The organism is Streptomyces sp. NPDC057424 (assembly GCF_042803315.1).
Classification (GTDB): domain Bacteria; phylum Actinomycetota; class Actinomycetes; order Streptomycetales; family Streptomycetaceae; genus Streptomyces.
Window position 1 is genome coordinate 1 of record NZ_JBHVCP010000005.1, and the last position, 14,620, is coordinate 14,620.

The window sequence follows — 14,620 nt, forward strand, 5'->3', positions numbered from 1 at the left end:
GCACTCGGCGGCCACCCACCGATCAGCCGTGTGAACAACGCTTCAGGTCAATACAGTTAGGGCCTGTCGTCTGGATCAGGCCGCAGGTATCCCTGGCACGGGCGCGGGGCGGCGCGCGGGGCCGGTGCGACGCCCGCCGCCCCGCCACCCGCACGGCCCGGCCGCACGCGCCACCGTCCCGAACGCCCCGGAGAATCGCTGGCAGAGTGCCGTCGACGTCCGCACAGGGAGCCCCGCCCGCGATGAACAGGTACAGCAGGACAGCAGCCGTGGCGGGGGCCGTCGCAGCGGGAGTGCTCGCCCTGCCCGGCCCCACGGCGGCGGCCCGGGACGGCGGGCTGTGGGGAGCCGCGACCATCGCGCCCGGGCGAGAGGGCATCGTCGAGGTCGCGGGCGTCCGGCACGCCGTCGAAGGCGCGACGCTGACGCTGACCGCGCCCCGGGGCACGCGGGTGACCGGCACGCCGCTCGACGTGCCCGGCTACCGCGGCTCGGTCGCCGCCGACGGACGCAGCGCGACGTACACCGTCACCGGCGACGCGCCCGGGCAGGAGCGCGTGTTCCCCTTCGTGCTGGCCGTGCCGGGAGACGCCGTTCCGGGCACCCGGCTGCGGGACTGCTCCCTGCGGGTCACCCACGCCCGGGGCGTCCCGCGGGCGGTCGGCCGGTGTGCCGTGACGGTGGGCCTGGCCGGGCCGACGCTGACCCGCCCGCTGTCCGGCGTGCCGCTGGCCGCCCGGCCGGTGATCTCCGGCACCGCCCACCCGGGCGCCCGGGTCACCGTCCGTGACAAGGACGACCGGGAAGCCTGCGCGACCACCACCGCCCCCGACGGCACCTGGACCTGCACCCCGGGGCCCGGCCTCCCGGCGGGCGCCAACCGGCTCCAGGCGGTGGCCGCCCTGAACGGGGTGAGCGCGATGAGCGAGCAGATCGACATCTCGGTGACGGAGGCCGGCGCGGGTCAGTAGCGCACGGCGCGGGCGACGTCCGTGCGGATGTCGCCGGAGAGGTCGTGGGTGCTGCGGGCGGTGGCCGTGGCGGACTCGCCGGCCTGTACGTGGTCGACCGTGACGATGACGGTGTCGACCAGGCCGCCCCCGGAGTCCCGGAAGTCGACCTGGACGGCGAAGGAGCGGGTCGAGTCGTCGGTGTTGCGGACGGTGACCTCGGACCGGACACGGCCGTCGGAGCCGGTGACGGGCGGGCCGATCCCGACATCGTCCTTGACGTCGATGCCGCCCTGGATGTCGTCGAGGCGGCGCTCGGCCTCCGCCGTCGCGGATTCGATCGCCTCGGAGGCCTCGGAGGCGATCGACCCCACCGCGGACTCCGCCTTCCTGGCGGTGTCCGCGGGGCTGTCGTCGCCGCCGCAGCCGGTGAGGGCGGCGGAGAGGGCGAGCGCCAGCACCGTCCCTGCCGACGCCCAGCGCGTCCGGTGGCGGGCGGCCATGTCGTCTCCCTGGTCCTGGGGCGTCACGGTGTCATGAGCGTCCGAGTCCGCCGCCGCCGAAGGATCCGCTGGATCCGGGCGACCAGCGGCGCGGTTTCTGGTCCTTACCGGTCCTGGTGCTCGCGCGGTGGAGCTCATGGGGCAGGAGCCGCTGACCGTCGCGCGCCACCACCGGCACGTCGTCGGGTTCCCGCATCTCCCGCATCTCGCGGACCGGACCGGTGTCCGGCATGTGCGGCTGTTCCTCCGGGGCGGGGTGATGGGTGTCCTTGTCCATGACGCGCATCCCGACCCGCACGGCCCAGATCAGCCCGCAGGCCACGATCAGCCCGCCGACGAAGGCGATGCTCACGGCGACCACGTGATCCGACGACGCCGCCAGTTCTGCATACGTTGCCGTATTCATGCCCCAAGTATCGCCGACGGAATGGGATAAAGCGCCCGGAATGCCCCACCGGTACCTACCGGGCAACCCCGGCCGCGCCGGTGACGACCCGGGCTGCCGGCGGCGTGTGAGTCCGCTGTGGCACGAGCGAGTGAGCCCCCCGGCGGTGACGGGCGCGCCCCCTCCGCCGGGCCCCTCCGCCGGGGATCGAGGGCTCCGGCACCCCCGCTCAGGCTCCGGGAGCGGTACGGTGGAGGAACCGAGGGGTCGCGAACCGGTGGCCGAACCGGTGGCGTCCCGGCGCTCCACGCCCCGCCTCGCTCCGCCCCCAGGACCCCTACACCGGCTCGCGGCTTCGCCACTTCCTGGCCACGCACCCCCACCGCAGCAGGAGCCCCTCGATGACGTCCCCCTCTTCGACCCCGCCGTCCGTCCCCGCGCCGTCCGAGGTCCGGCTGCGCATCGCGGACCAGCCGCGCCAGGGCCGCACGGCCCGCCGGATCGACGGGGCGTGGTGGCCCCGCTCGTACGACATGGCCGCCGAACTGCCCGGGCTGCTCGGCGGACTGCCGGGGGCCTGGGGCCGGATCGGCAGCGTCCTGGTCAACGGGGACACCTGGCCGTCCTGCCCGGAGCGGATGGTCGTCGCGGGCCAGGATGTGCACGTGGGGCGCACGGACTCGCCGACCGCCCCGCACACCGTCTGCCTGCTCGCCCCCGGCCGGGGGCGATGGGACCTGCTGGTGGTGCCGCCCGACACCGAGGAGGCGGAGGCCGTCCGGCTCATGGAACGGGCCGTGACGCAGGGCGTCTGACTCAGCGCGCGAGCAGGACCAGGGCCAGGGCGGCCAGCGCCGGGACCGTCTGGACGAAGATGATCTTCCGGCTGGCGGTCGCGGCTCCGTACAGCCCCGCGACCGCCACGCACACCAGGAAGAACACCGAGACCTGGAAGCCCACCGGGTCGGAGGCCACCGCGCCCCACACCAGGCCGGCCGCGAGGAAGCCGTTGTAGAGGCCCTGGTTGGCCGCCAGGGCCTTCGTGCCGGCGGCGAACTCGGCGCTGGTGCCGAAGGCGGCCCGGGCGCGCGGCGTGGTCCACAGGAACATCTCCAGCACCAGGATGTAGATGTGGAGCGCGGCGAGGGCCAGTACCGCGAGGGTGGCGAGAGTCGACATGCGCTCATCATCACAGGCCCGCCCGGCCCGTCCCCGTTCGGGCCCGCCCGGGAGGCGGCGCGGGGTGCCGGATGGCAGATTGCGGCCAGAGGAAGGCCGGGCCCGGCCGTCGCGTCCCCGCGTGTGCCGCTCGGGAGCCGGGCCCGGCCTTCCCGCCTGGGAAGGACCCCGATCCCCCCGCGTCCGGAATCAACCATTCTGCACCGGTGCGGAGCTCGGCGGCAGCAGCAGCGCCGTCCGGTTTCCTTTTGCGGAACCTTTGCCCGGGGGCCGGGCGTTGGACGGGTGTGCGCGCGTCAGCGGGTGCGCCAGGTGATGCCGACTAGTACCGAGGTGACGTCAATGGCAGTGTGGGACCGGCTCAAGGACCAGGCCAAGTCTCTCCAGCAGGGTCAGGGCGGGCGGGGTGCGACGACCGGTGGGCACGGCGGCGGGACGAGGTCCGGTGGTGGTGGCAAGGCCCAGCTGGTCGGTCTGCTGAAGACGCAGCTCGGGTCGCTGAAGAACGAGTTGAAGAGCGGTGCGTACCGGGACGCGAGCATGGCGATGTGCGCCCTGGTCGCGGCGGCCGACGGGCACGTGGATCCGGCCGAGCGTCAGCAGGTCGAGTCGATGATCCTCAGCAACGACGTGCTGCAGAACTTCCCGCCGGAGCAGCTCCGGCAGCGTTTCAACAAGCACGTGGACCAGCTGACCGCCAACTTCCAGCTCGGCAAGGCGGAGGCGATGCAGGAGATCGCCAAGACCGCCAAGAAGCCCACCGAGGCCCGGGCCGTGATCCAGACGGGCATCGTCATCGCCGGTTCCGACGGCGACTTCTCCCAGGCCGAGCAGATGGTCCTGCGTGAGGCGTGCGCGTCTCTGGGGGTGCCTCCGGCCGAGTTCCAGCTCTGAGCAGCGAGCCGGTCCGGGCTCCCGTCCGCAGTGACGGGAGCACTCCGGGCATGACCGCTGGGACAGGAACACCGCGTACGCACCCCGACCGGGCCGCCCCGTCCCGCCGTGCCCTGCTGGCCGCCGCGGCCCTGGTCCCGCTCGCCGCCTGCGGCACGGACGACCGCCCCGCGGGCGGTGCGAGCCGGACCCCCGCGGGCGGTGCGAGCCCGACTCCCGCGTCCACGGGCGCCCCGTCGGGCAGGCCCCCGGTCCACCGGCCCCGGCTGGCGGACCTGGAGCGCGAGTACGGCGCCCGCGTCGGTCTCTACGCCCTCGCGGCCGGCACCGGTGCCACGGTCGTCCACCGGGCGGGCGAACGCTTCGCGTTCTGCTCGACGTTCAAGGCGCTGGCCGCCGCGGCGGTCCTGCACCACCGCTCCCTGAGCGGCCTGGACCGCCGCGTCACCTACACCGAGGCCGACCTGCGCTCCACCGCGCCGATCACCGGCAGGCACGTCGCGACCGGAATGACCCTCCGTGAGCTGTGCGACGCCGCCGTCCGGTACAGCGACGGCACGGCGGGCAACCTCCTGATGCGCGACATCGGCGGCCCCGCCCGGCTCACCGCCTACCTGCGCGGGCTCGGCGACACCGTGAGCCGCATGGACCACTACGAGCCCGAACTGCACGACGTGCCGCCGGACGACCCCGCCGACACCACCACCCCGCAGGCGATCGCCACCGACTTCCGCAGGCTTCTGCTGGGCACCGCCCTGCCCGCCCGCGAACGCCGGCTCCTCATGGACTGGCTCTCACGCAACGCCACCGCCGTCGGCGCCCGCCGTATCCGGGCCGGGCTCCCCGGGAACTGGAAGGTGGCCGACAAGACCGGCACGGGCAACTACGGCCGGGCCAACGACATCGCGGTCGTCCACCCGCCCCGCACCGGGCCGCTCGTCCTGGCCGTCATGACCGACCGGCCCGGTCACGGCACCGAGCCCTCCGACGCCCTGATCGCCGAGGCGACCCGGCGGACCATCGCCGCCCTGGAACTCCCCGGGCTCCCCTCGGCGTCTATAACGGGGCCATGATCTATCACGTCGTACCGCGCACCGTCTGGAGCATCGCCACCGACCCGGCGTACGCGCCCGCCTCGCTCGCCGAGGAAGGCTTCGTGCACTGCTCCCCGGACGAGGCGACCACGCTGGCGGTCGTCAACGCCTTCTACCGGGACGCGCCCGGGCCCCTGCTGGTGCTCGCCCTCGACGAGGCGCGGCTCACCGCCCGGGTGGAGTGGGAGGCGGCGGCCCCGGCCCCGCCGCCCGGCGTCTCCGGGGACACCCTGTTCCCGCATGTGTTCGGGCCCCTCGACCGGGACGCCGTCGACCACGTCCTCGAGGTGCGGTTCGACGAGGAGGGCCGGGCTTCGGAGCTGCGTACGGCAGGATGACCGGGTGATCGAACGGAAGTCCACTCCAGCCGCCCCCGCCCCCGCTCTGCGTCCCGTCCGGGGAGCCGCCCGCTGTGCCGTCGTGGCCCTCGGCCTCGCCGGGGTCGCCTGGGCGGCCCGGGCGGTCTGGCACATCCGGCTCGCCGCGGCCGGAGAGCCCGCGTCCGGCCCTCCCGACCAGGGCGGCGGTCAGCACCGTCCGCTGAACGCGCTGGAGGACTCCTACCACCTGGTCGCCTCCGTGGGCAGCGCGGTCACGGCCCTCTGCGCGATCGCGTTCCTGTTCTGGCTGGACCGGATGAGGGACAACGCCAAGGCCCTCTCGGGCGCTGAGCACCGCTACGGCTACCCCTGGCTCTGGCTGGGCTGGATCGTGCCGGTCGTGAACCTGTGGATACCCCGGGGCGTCGTCGCGGACGTCCACCGCTCGGTCTTCCCCGACCGGCGGCTGCCCGCCGTCGTGAACTGGTGGTGGGGCCTGTGGCTGGCCGGTCTGGCCGGCGGCGTGGGCCTCGTCTACGCCGACGACACGGACGAGGTCATCGCCCGTGCCTACAGCGGTGTCCTGTCCCTGCTCGCCGCGGACCTGGTGATCGTGGCGGCGGCCGGGGCCGCCGCCCTCATGGTCCACACGCTGACGGCGGCACAGCAGCGGCACACGGACGAACCGGCCCGGTCCGCTTGAGGAGGTGGCTATGCACGCGGCCGGTACACCGACGCGACGAACGAGGCCGTCACCCGCACCGGCACCTCCAACTCCGCGATCCGGCGCCGGAGTTCCGCCGCACCGACGTGATGCGCGGCCGGACTCATGGCCACCAGGGCGGCGGCCTCCCCCGCCGTGAGGCTCATGGCGTACTCGAGCGGCTCGGCGCGCTCGTGCCGGAAGTGCGCCGCCAGGGTCCGGTGCAGGCGGCCCTGCTTTCCCGGGTCGACGTCCAGCAGCCCCACGGACGCGCGCAGTTCGCGCAGATGCCGGGCGGTGGGGATGACGACGAGCAGCGCGCCGTCCGGGGCGAGGACGCGGTGGAACTCGGGTCCGTTGCGGGGTGCGAAGACGTTGAGGACGAGGTCGGCGCAGCCGGTGCGCACGGGCCACGGCTGCCACACGTCCCAGCCGGCGGCCTCAGCACGGGCATGCGCGCGGGCCGCCGCGCGCAGGGCGGGCACGGAGCTGTCCAGCCCCAGTCCCAGGGCCCGGGGGAGGGCGTCCAGGACGGCGGCGAGGTAGTGGCCGGTGCCGGCCCCGGCGTCCAGGACGGTGGCGTCGGGCGGGGCCAGTTCCGTGGCGAGCTCCGCGAGGGTGCGGGCGAGCGGGTCGTAGTGTCCGGCGCCGAGGAACGAGGCCCGGCACCGGACCATGTCGGGGGAGTCGGCGCTCGGGGCGCGCCGGTGGCCGGTCAGCAGGCTGACGTAGCCGTGGCGGGCGATGTCGAAGGTGTGCCGGCCGGCGCAGCGCAGGGCGCCGGGGGTGTGTTCGAGTGCGGCCGGGCACAGGGGGCAGGTCAGGACGGACAGGAGCCGGTCGGACGGCATGGGTGCTCCTCGGGACACGGCACACCGCCGAGGAGCGGGGGCGCCGCGTGCGGGTGGCGGACGGTGGGGCGTCGGCGCCCGCCGGCCGGCCGCCGGTAACCGGCAGCGGGGGCGGGTACGCCGAGGACGGCGACGTGACCAACTCACGTCGCCGTCCTCACCGCGGCGTCAGAGGAAGCAGTGAGGCAGGGCGTTGCATGCCAGTGCCATACGGCCAGGCTACCGGGCGCCGCCGCACGGCATGACGAACGAACTCGGGTGATGGCGGCGGGCCTCGCGCACCCCGCCGCCACCGCCGGAACACCGGTGGTCATCGTCCGCTCGTGAGCGAACTGACGGCCGTGCAGCTGCCGGAACCGACCGTCGGACGGCTACGGGGAACGTGGCAGCCGGACGCCCCCGCCCACCTGCTCGTCGCCGTGCCGGGCGGGCTCTACGGCTGGGGTGTCGGCCGGGTGCGCGGGCGGGGCGGGCCGTGGCCGGTGGTGCGGCCGGCCGCCTTCGTGCTGTTCGGGCTGGGGGCGGTCGTCGTGGCCACGATGTCCGGCCCGGCCGTCTGCGACCGTGAACTGTTCTGGACCGCCGAGCCGGGCCCCGGCGGTGCCGGTCAGAGGCTGTCGGCCGCCCTCTGATCCGTGCTCGGGCGATCCGCCGAAGGGGCGGGACGTATCGAGGTGGGGTTGGCCGACGGGGCGCGGGAGGCGGCTGTCGGGCTGCTCGCCTCGTCGGGGGCGCTGGTGCCGGGGCCGGGTGTGCGGGGACGGGCGGTGCCCGGGGACGGAACCCGGTGGTCGGATGCGGACGGGGCCGGCACCGGGGTGGGGGGCGCGGAGGGAGCGGGCGGCGAGGTTCTCGTCGTGGGCGGTGCCATCGGGATCGTCGGAGTCGTGGGGCGCTCGGGTGCCGTGTGGCGCAGGGGGAGCGTGATGAGGACGGCGGCGACGCAGCACAGGCCCGCCCCGGCCGCGGTGCGCAGCAGGCGGCGGCGGGCGGCCCGGCGGCGGACCGTCTCGTACTGGCCGGGGGGCGCGCCCAGGTAGTCGGGGGAGGAGGGGCGCAGGATCAGGGCGAGCGGGTCGTCAGGGGCCGGCTCCGGGTCGCCCGGGCCGCCGTCAGGGCGTGTGGTCAAGGCTTCTCCTCAGGTGGACGCGGAGCAGTTCCCGGGCCGCGTGCAGGTCGGCCTTGACGGTTCCTTCCTTGCGCCCGGTCAGTGCGGACACCTCCCGGATCGGCATGTCAGCGTAGTAGTGGAGGAGGATCGGGACGCGGAGTCGTTCCGGCAGCGACTGCACGAGCAGCCGCACCGACGGGTCGGCCTGTTCGGGGTGGGGCCGTACGGCGGCTTCCGAGGTGACGCGGTGCATGGCCCGGCGCTCGCGCTCCAGTTTGCGCCAGTGGTCACGGACGAGGTTGGCCGCGGTGACGTAGAGGAACCCGCGCGGTTCCTCCACGGACGTCCAGCGGGCCCAGAGCCGGGTGAACGCCTCCGAGGCGATCTCGTGGGCCGTCCCGTCGTCGTCGACGAGCCGGCGGCACCAGCCGGCGAGGCGCGGGTAGAGGGCGGCGAACAGCTCGGACGCTGCTCTCTCGCGGGACCGTTTCAACGCTCTCCAGGGGTGGCCGACCCGGCGCCGCTCAGTGCCGCGAACACGATCACGTTGTCCGCGTAACCGTCGCCGGTCCGCGCTCCGCCGCACGTGATCAGCCGCAACTCCGGACGGTCCACGTTCCCGTAGACGTCGTCCGCCGGGAAGCCGGTTTTCGGGACGGTCCGTACGGCCGTGACGGCGAACTCAGCCGCCGTGCCGTTCTCCAGGCGCGCCACGACCCGGTCGTCCCGGTGCAGCCGGGCGAGGTGGCGGAAGACGCCGTCGCCGTACGGGCCGACCGTGACATGGCCGAGGAGCACCGACGGGCCGGTCTCGCCGGGGGTCGGTGAGTGCCGGTACCAGCCCGCCCGGTCGTGGGCCGTGACCGGCGGCACCTGCACCGTGCCGTCGGCTGCCAGGCCCAGCCGGATGACCGGGGTGTCGACGCCGATCGCCGGGATCAGCAGCCGCACCGGGACCGAACGGCCGAGGGAACGCGCCCCCTCGGCCGGAACCGGCCGGGGCGGGGGTTCCGGCCGCCGTGCGGTGGCTTCGTGGCCCCCGCACGCCGTCAGCAGGGATGCCGGCGCCACGGCCGTGAACGCGCGCCTGGAGAGCGGGCTCATGCCCCGGTGGCCCGGCGGCGGCGCACGACGAAGACCGTGCCGCCGCCCAGGGCGAGCACCGCGGCGGCGCCGGCGCCGATCGCCGTACCGCCGGTCCCGGAGGCCGGGGAGGCCGCCGTCACACCGGTGTCGGGCGCGCCGCTCGGCCTGACGGACACCTGGTCCTCGGCCGGCGCAGGGGCCGGCTCGTCACCGGCCGGCGGGCGGGTCGGCTCGGCAGCCCGCGTCGGCTCGGCAGCCCGGGTCGGCTCGGCGCTCTCCGGCTGGGCGGTGGGCGCGGCGGAAGTCGGGACCGGGCTCGGGGCCGCCGCGTCCGCGAACGCGGGCCCCGTGCCCATCAGTACGGCGGTGCCCGCGAAGGCCAGGGCGCTGAGGACAGTTCGGCGCATGGAATCGCACTCCTTCGTCGGTCCGCCCGACGGTCGGGCTGGGTGACAGATCGTGCGGAGAGACGAGGCGGCGGCACGGCGGGTTGTAAAGAGACGGCAAAGTCGTATGCGGTGGCTCCGCGATATCCGGCTGCGCGCGGGAGCCGGGGCCGCTAGCATCCGTCGCCATGACGACTCACTCCGTGAACAGATTGGGGGACCCGTCCGCGCCAGGTGAGTGCTGATGCTCACCGACCTCGCGAACGGGGACCACCCGCTTTCCTTCTGGCCGCGCGTGCGCGAGTTCGCCGTACCGCCCTCCATGATCGAGACCGCGACCGCGCGCCGCCGTGCCGGTGACTGGGCGGGCGCCTGCGCCGCCGCGAACCTCGACGTCGACCTCCGGCCCCGTCTCGTGGCGCGGCGTCACGGCCGGGACTTCGCCGCCCGGCTCCGCGCCGACCTCCGGCACCTCGCCCCGGACCTGCTGCGCTGGCACATGCCGAGGATCGCCCCCGACGGGCTGCTCCGGCCGGGCCTGACCCTCACCCTGGCCCGGTACGGCGCAGCGGGCGCGGGAGCGCTGCACCTCGTGGTGCGGACGCCGCCGGCCTGGGCGGACGCCGGTCAGCGCATCAGCCTCGCCCTGTGGGACGCGTCCCGCACACGGGAGGCCGGCCGGCGGCATCCGCACCCCCGCCCCAGCCGGCGCTTCCGGCTCGACCTGCACCGCCACCTGTGGGACGCGCGCCGGGCCGGTGAGCTGCGGGCGCGCTCCGGCCAGGGCGGTTCGGTGCCGGACGCGGACCTGCCCGGGCCGCTGCCGCTCGGACAGCGGTGCGCCGTCGACCGGTGGGCGGCCGAGGCACGGATCCTGCTGCGGGCCGAGGGACGGTCCGGTGGCAAGGTCTCCATACGGCTCGGGGCACGGCACCGGGTCGTCCTGGACGTGTCCGACGGCGGTGAGCAGACCGCGATGTCGTACGCGCGTGCCCCCGACGCCTCGCTGCCCGTGCTGCCCGACGCGGCGACCTGGGTGCTGCCTGATCTGGAGCTGCTGCGGGCCGGGGCGATCGACGCCGGGCGCCTGCATCCGCTGGTCGCCTCGGCGTTGGGGGCCGAGCGGACCGCCACCTCCGGGGCGCCGGAACGGGCGGGTGATCCACGGGTGGTGCAGTGCCGGGGCGCCCGGCACCGGATCGGCCTGGTCGACGGCGTCCTGGCCGCCCTCGACCACGACCCGGCCGAAATCCGCCGGGAGGAACTGCTCGCCGCCTTCGGCGGACCGCCGCTGCCCTGCCTGCGGGCCGTCGACGAGGCACACCGCCGACCCGACTGCCTCCCCGGCGTCCGCGAACGCCTCCACCACGGCGACGTCGCCGGTGCGCTCGCCGCCGTCGAGAGCCTGCTGGGCCCCGAGGCGGTGCTGCGCGACGGTCCGCTGCGGGACGCGCTGGAGACGGCCGCGCGGCGGCGCATCGCCCACGGGCTGTTCCGCGCGGGCCTGGAGGGCCCCTCGCCCGGCAGCCTGCGTCCCTGGGACCGCCGCCGCTCCCGCGGCGACGGCCCGCACCCACGCCACATGTGACCGGCCCGAACGACCGGGGCGACCGCCCCGGCCCCCGCCCTTCCCGCATCCCGCCGAGACGGCTCACCACCGGCACACAGGTGATCACACATGCGCACACACATCCCGTCCCCGCCCGGCACCGACTCCCAGCTCGACGTGGCCGGTGACCTGCTGGCCCTGCTGCGGGACACCACCACCGAACCCCGCCCCGACACCCAACTGGAGGCCCTCACGCTGGCCGTGGCCGCCGACCTGCCCGTGCTGCTGTGGGGCGAGCCGGGCATCGGCAAGACCGCGGCCCTGACCCAGCTCGCCACGGCCCTGGACCTGCCGCTGACCACGGTGATCGCGAGCGTGCACGAGCCGTCCGACTTCTCCGGGCTGCCGGTCGTCGGCGACGACCCCGCCGAGCAGGGCGTGCCGATGGCCCCGCCGGACTGGGCCGTACGCCTGGTGCGGGCCGGCCGGGGGCTGCTGTTCCTCGACGAACTGTCCACCGCGCCGCCCGCCGTGCAGGCCGCCCTGCTCAGGCTCGTGCTGGAACGGCGGATCGGCGCGCTGCGGCTGCCGCCGGGCGTGCGGATCGTGGCCGCCGCCAACCCGCGCTCCTCGGCGGCCGACGGCTGGGAACTGAGCCCGCCCCTCGCCAACCGGTTCGTCCATCTGCAGTGGACGCATGACACCGACGTCGTCGTCCGCGGCCTCGGCGGGATCTGGCCCCGGGCGACCCTCCCCCGGCTCGACCCGGAACGGCTTCCGGACGCCGTGGACTTCGCCCGCCGGGCCGTGTGCGGGCTGCTCACCGCACGCCCCGCCCTCGCGCACCGGCTGCCCAGCGGCGAGATGCGCCGGGGCGGGCCCTGGCCGTCCCCACGCAGCTGGGAGATGACACTGCACCTGATCGCCTTCGCGACCGCGGCCGGCTCCTCCCGTGACGTCCTCTCCCTGCTCGTCCGGGGCACCGTCGGGGACGGGCCCGGTCTCGAACTGCTGGCGAGCCTGGACCGGATGGACCTCCCGGACCCCGAGACGCTGCTGGCCGATCCGGCCGGTGCGGTGCTGCCCGAGCGGGGGGATCTGCGCCAGGCCGCGCTGGACGGTGTCGTGGCCGCGGTCCGCAACCGCCCGGAACGGCCCCGTTGGGACGCGGCATGGGCGCTCCTGGTCAAGGCCCTGGAGACCGGCCCCCCGGACGTGGTGGTCGTCCCGGCGACCACACTCGCCTCCCTGCGCCGCGACGACTGGGACGTGCCGGCGTCGATCGAGCGCCTGGCCGGAGTGGTGTCCCTGTCCCGGCGGGCGGACCGCGCGGGTACCCGTACGGAGGCGACGGCGGGCCGATGACGACGGACCCGTCCGGCGCGACCGGGGCCCTCGACCGCGACAAGCTCTTCACGGCCCGCCTGCATGCCGCCCGCGTACGCCCCTACCTCGCGACGGCCCTCTTCGCCCTGCACGTCGTCGAGTCACGGCGGGTGCCGACGATGGGCGTCGACCGGTACTGGCGCTGCTATGTGTCGCCGGGGTTCGTGGACCGCACGCCCGTGGAGGAACTCGCGGGCGTGTGGGTCCACGAGGTGTCCCACCTGCTGCGCGACCACCACGCCCGCAGCGACCGGGTCGCCCGCGAGCGGGGCCTGAACGGCCCGGGGGAGCGGCTGCGGATGAACATCGCCGCTGACTTCGAGATCAACGACGACGTCTACGGCGACGGCCTGGCCCGCCCGGAGGGAGTCGTCGAGCCGGGGGATCTCGGCCTGTCCGACGGCGAGTTGATGGAGGAGTACCTGCGGCAGTTCAGCCTGGGCCCGCGGTCGCAGGACCTGGCCTGGCTGGACTGCGGCAGCGGCGCCGACGGCCTGGACCGGGAGTGGGAACTCGGCCCGGACGGCGCGCACGGCCTGAGCGAGCAGGAGCGGGACGCGGTCCGCTTCCGGGTGGCGCAGGGCATCACGGGCCGTCCCGGCAACGCCCCGCAGGGCTGGCGGCGCTGGGCCGAGGAGGCATTCCACCCACCCCAGCCGTGGCGGCAACTGCTGGGCGCCGCGGTGCGCTCGGCGGCGTCCGCCCCCGGCGCGGGCGAGGACTACACCTACGGCCGCCCCGCCCGGCGCTCCACCGCCCTGCCCGGCACCGTCCTGCCGAGCCTGCGTCGCCGTCCGCCCCGCGTGTCCGTCATCATCGACACCTCCGGCTCGGTCAGCGACGCCGAACTGGGCAGCGCGCTCCTGGAGGTCGCCGCGATCGCCCGGGCCGTGGGGGGACGCCGCGACCTGGTCACGGTCGTGCCCTGCGACGCCTCGGCCGGGTTCGCCCGCCGCCTGTGCCGTGCCGAGGGCATCCCGCTCACGGGCGGCGGCGGCACGGACCTGCGCGCCGGCTTCACCCGCGCCCTGCGCACCCGCCCGGTCCCGGACGTCATCGTGGCCCTCACCGACGGCCAGACACCCTGGCCGGGCACCCGGCCCCCGTGCCGGACGGTGGTGGGCCTGTTCCCCCGCCGGTACGGGAACCACTCCTACGACGAGTCCCGTCCCGAGTACGTCCCGGACTCACCACCCGACTGGGCCCGTGTGGTGGACATCGGGTCATGACGGGCTACGGCCTCTCACGGCACCCCCGCCCGGCCGGCAGCGGTCAGAGACCGAAGAGCTCCGCCGCGTTGTCGTGGCACACCGCCCTCAGCCAGTCCTCCCCGAGGCCCAGCCGCTCCAGGGAGTGGAGCTGGTGCACGTACGGGTAGGGGATGTTGGGGAAGTCGGAGCCGAGCAGAACGCGGTCGCCGACGTCCGCCAGCCGGGGCAGGGCCCGGTGGGGGAACGGCGCGAGCCGCTCGGTGAAGTCGGTGAACGCCATCGTCGTGTCCAGCCGCACCTCCCCGTACCGCTCGGCGAGACCGAGGAACTCCTCGTACTCGGGCATTCCCATGTGGGCGACGATCAGCCGGAGCCGGGGGTGCTCCGCCAGCACCCGTGCGATCGGCCCGGGGCCGGTGTGCTTGCCGGGCGCGGGCCCGGAACCGCAGTGGATCACCACGGGGATCCCGGCCTCGGCCAGCACCCCCCACGCCGGCTGGAGGAGGTCGTCGGCCGGGTCGTACGCCCCCACCTGCACATGCGCCTTGAAGACCCGCGCGCCCGCTTCGACGGCTTCCCGGACGTACGCCTCGACACCTGGCTCGGGGAAGAGGGTGGCGGTGTGCAGACAGTCGGGGGTGCGGCGTGCGAAGTCGGCGGCCCAGCCGTTCAGCCAGCGGGCCATGCCGGGCTTGTGCGGATAGAGCATCGCGGTGAAGGCGCGCACGCCGAACCCTCGGAGGATCTCGGCCCGTTCGGCTTCCGCCTCCCGGTAGGTGATGGGCCACTCCAGCCCGCCGGTGAGCGGCCCGAGCGCGTCGAAGTACTCCCAGACCTTGCGCAGGACCCGCTCCGGCATGAAGTGCGTGTGCACGTCGACGAGGCCGGGGAGCCCGAGCCGCCCCCAGAAGCGGCGGACGTCCCCGGGCTCGGCAGCGTGATCATTCATGGTGCCCACGATCGGGTGGGGCGGGGCGGAGGGGCCAGTGCTGTGCGCGAGGAATCCGTGAGT

19 protein-coding genes are annotated in these 14,620 nt (G+C 75.3%); 10 read left to right on the forward strand and 9 right to left on the reverse strand.

Annotated features, from left to right (window positions below):
* Positions 1 to 242: 242 nt before the first annotated feature.
* Positions 243 to 971 carry a carboxypeptidase regulatory-like domain-containing protein gene (locus ACFU3E_RS06435; protein ID WP_384152932.1) on the forward strand — a complete coding sequence of 243 codons (729 nt, stop codon included), beginning with the start codon at positions 243 to 245 and terminating at the stop codon, positions 969 to 971.
* On the opposite strand, the gene ACFU3E_RS06440 is transcribed toward ACFU3E_RS06435, so the two are convergent.
* Both ACFU3E_RS06440 and ACFU3E_RS06445 read right to left on the reverse strand, forming a co-directional pair.
* The gene (locus tag ACFU3E_RS06440) at positions 965 to 1,453 is read right to left on the reverse strand and encodes a hypothetical protein (protein ID WP_384152935.1); all 489 of its coding nucleotides are present in this window, start codon (positions 1,451 to 1,453) and stop codon (positions 965 to 967) included. The two genes, ACFU3E_RS06435 and ACFU3E_RS06440, sit on opposite strands and share 7 nt — an antisense overlap.
* A 31-nt stretch (positions 1,454 to 1,484) precedes the next feature.
* The gene (locus tag ACFU3E_RS06445; RefSeq protein ID WP_384152938.1) at positions 1,485 to 1,859 is read right to left on the reverse strand and encodes a DUF6479 family protein; all 375 of its coding nucleotides are present in this window, start codon (positions 1,857 to 1,859) and stop codon (positions 1,485 to 1,487) included.
* Positions 1,860 to 2,239: 380 nt separating this feature from the next.
* Between ACFU3E_RS06445 and ACFU3E_RS06450 the strand changes: the two genes are divergently transcribed.
* On the forward strand, positions 2,240 to 2,653 hold the full coding sequence (locus ACFU3E_RS06450; RefSeq protein WP_384152941.1) for a DUF5994 family protein: 414 nt from the start codon (positions 2,240 to 2,242) through the stop codon (positions 2,651 to 2,653).
* 1 nt (position 2,654) lies between these two features.
* On the opposite strand, the gene ACFU3E_RS06455 is transcribed toward ACFU3E_RS06450, so the two are convergent.
* Complete coding sequence (locus ACFU3E_RS06455; protein ID WP_384152944.1) at positions 2,655 to 3,017, reverse strand: DUF1304 domain-containing protein; 363 nt, start codon at positions 3,015 to 3,017, stop codon at positions 2,655 to 2,657.
* A 342-nt stretch (positions 3,018 to 3,359) separates the two neighbouring features.
* Here ACFU3E_RS06455 and ACFU3E_RS06460 point away from each other — a divergent pair, with 342 nt between their 5' ends.
* From ACFU3E_RS06460 to ACFU3E_RS06475, 4 genes are read left to right on the forward strand one after another with little or no spacing between them, the layout of a single operon-like run.
* Positions 3,360 to 3,911 carry a tellurite resistance TerB family protein gene (locus ACFU3E_RS06460; protein ID WP_384152947.1) on the forward strand — a complete coding sequence of 184 codons (552 nt, stop codon included), beginning with the start codon at positions 3,360 to 3,362 and terminating at the stop codon, positions 3,909 to 3,911.
* A 50-nt stretch (positions 3,912 to 3,961) separates the two neighbouring features.
* Positions 3,962 to 4,984, forward strand: a complete 1,023-nt coding sequence (bla, locus tag ACFU3E_RS06465; RefSeq protein ID WP_384152950.1) for a class A beta-lactamase — start codon at positions 3,962 to 3,964, stop codon at positions 4,982 to 4,984.
* Complete coding sequence (locus ACFU3E_RS06470; RefSeq protein WP_384152953.1) at positions 4,981 to 5,343, forward strand: DUF952 domain-containing protein; 363 nt, start codon at positions 4,981 to 4,983, stop codon at positions 5,341 to 5,343. Before bla ends, ACFU3E_RS06470 begins: the two co-directional genes overlap by 4 nt.
* A gap of 4 nt (positions 5,344 to 5,347) precedes the next feature.
* Positions 5,348 to 6,028 carry a DUF4328 domain-containing protein gene (locus tag ACFU3E_RS06475; protein ID WP_384152956.1) on the forward strand — a complete coding sequence of 227 codons (681 nt, stop codon included), beginning with the start codon at positions 5,348 to 5,350 and terminating at the stop codon, positions 6,026 to 6,028.
* Positions 6,029 to 6,036: 8 nt separating this feature from the next.
* Here ACFU3E_RS06475 and ACFU3E_RS06480 read toward each other — a convergent pair whose 3' ends face one another.
* A complete protein-coding gene (locus tag ACFU3E_RS06480; RefSeq protein ID WP_384152959.1) occupies positions 6,037 to 6,879 on the reverse strand; it encodes a putative RNA methyltransferase in 843 nt (280 codons plus the stop codon).
* Between the two features lie 323 nt (positions 6,880 to 7,202).
* Here ACFU3E_RS06480 and ACFU3E_RS06485 point away from each other — a divergent pair, with 323 nt between their 5' ends.
* Complete coding sequence (locus ACFU3E_RS06485) at positions 7,203 to 7,511, forward strand: cytochrome c oxidase assembly protein (RefSeq protein ID WP_384152963.1); 309 nt, start codon at positions 7,203 to 7,205, stop codon at positions 7,509 to 7,511.
* Here ACFU3E_RS06485 and ACFU3E_RS06490 read toward each other — a convergent pair.
* Genes ACFU3E_RS06490 through ACFU3E_RS06505 form a run of 4 tightly spaced genes read right to left on the reverse strand, consistent with a single transcriptional unit; the run spans position 7,487 to position 9,483 of the window.
* The gene (locus ACFU3E_RS06490) at positions 7,487 to 8,008 is read right to left on the reverse strand and encodes a hypothetical protein (protein ID WP_384152966.1); all 522 of its coding nucleotides are present in this window, start codon (positions 8,006 to 8,008) and stop codon (positions 7,487 to 7,489) included. The two genes, ACFU3E_RS06485 and ACFU3E_RS06490, sit on opposite strands and share 25 nt — an antisense overlap.
* Positions 7,992 to 8,483: an RNA polymerase sigma factor gene (locus ACFU3E_RS06495; RefSeq protein ID WP_384152969.1), complete on the reverse strand. Its 492-nt coding sequence runs from the start codon at positions 8,481 to 8,483 to the stop codon at positions 7,992 to 7,994. Before ACFU3E_RS06495 ends, ACFU3E_RS06490 begins: the two co-directional genes overlap by 17 nt.
* Positions 8,480 to 9,094 (reverse strand): class F sortase, encoded by a 615-nt coding sequence (locus ACFU3E_RS06500; protein ID WP_384152972.1) that lies wholly within the window; start codon positions 9,092 to 9,094, stop codon positions 8,480 to 8,482. Before ACFU3E_RS06500 ends, ACFU3E_RS06495 begins: the two co-directional genes overlap by 4 nt.
* Positions 9,091 to 9,483, reverse strand: coding sequence for a sortase-dependent protein (locus ACFU3E_RS06505; protein WP_384152975.1), 393 nt, complete (start codon positions 9,481 to 9,483; stop codon positions 9,091 to 9,093). The genes ACFU3E_RS06500 and ACFU3E_RS06505 overlap by 4 nt, the downstream gene beginning before the upstream one ends.
* Positions 9,484 to 9,706: 223 nt before the next feature.
* On the opposite strand from ACFU3E_RS06505, the gene ACFU3E_RS06510 reads away from it, so the two are divergent.
* From ACFU3E_RS06510 to ACFU3E_RS06520, 3 genes are all read left to right on the forward strand, one after another.
* Entirely contained in the window at positions 9,707 to 11,050 is a 1,344-nt protein-coding gene (locus ACFU3E_RS06510) for a hypothetical protein (protein WP_384152977.1), read from the forward strand.
* A 90-nt stretch (positions 11,051 to 11,140) separates the two neighbouring features.
* Positions 11,141 to 12,376, forward strand: a complete 1,236-nt coding sequence (locus ACFU3E_RS06515) for an AAA family ATPase (protein ID WP_384152980.1) — start codon at positions 11,141 to 11,143, stop codon at positions 12,374 to 12,376.
* Entirely contained in the window at positions 12,373 to 13,626 is a 1,254-nt protein-coding gene (locus tag ACFU3E_RS06520) for a VWA-like domain-containing protein (RefSeq protein ID WP_384152983.1), read from the forward strand. The genes ACFU3E_RS06515 and ACFU3E_RS06520 overlap by 4 nt, the downstream gene beginning before the upstream one ends.
* A gap of 43 nt (positions 13,627 to 13,669) precedes the next feature.
* On the opposite strand, the gene ACFU3E_RS06525 is transcribed toward ACFU3E_RS06520, so the two are convergent.
* Entirely contained in the window at positions 13,670 to 14,557 is an 888-nt protein-coding gene (locus tag ACFU3E_RS06525) for an amidohydrolase family protein (protein WP_384152986.1), read from the reverse strand.
* Positions 14,558 to 14,620 lie beyond the last annotated feature (63 nt).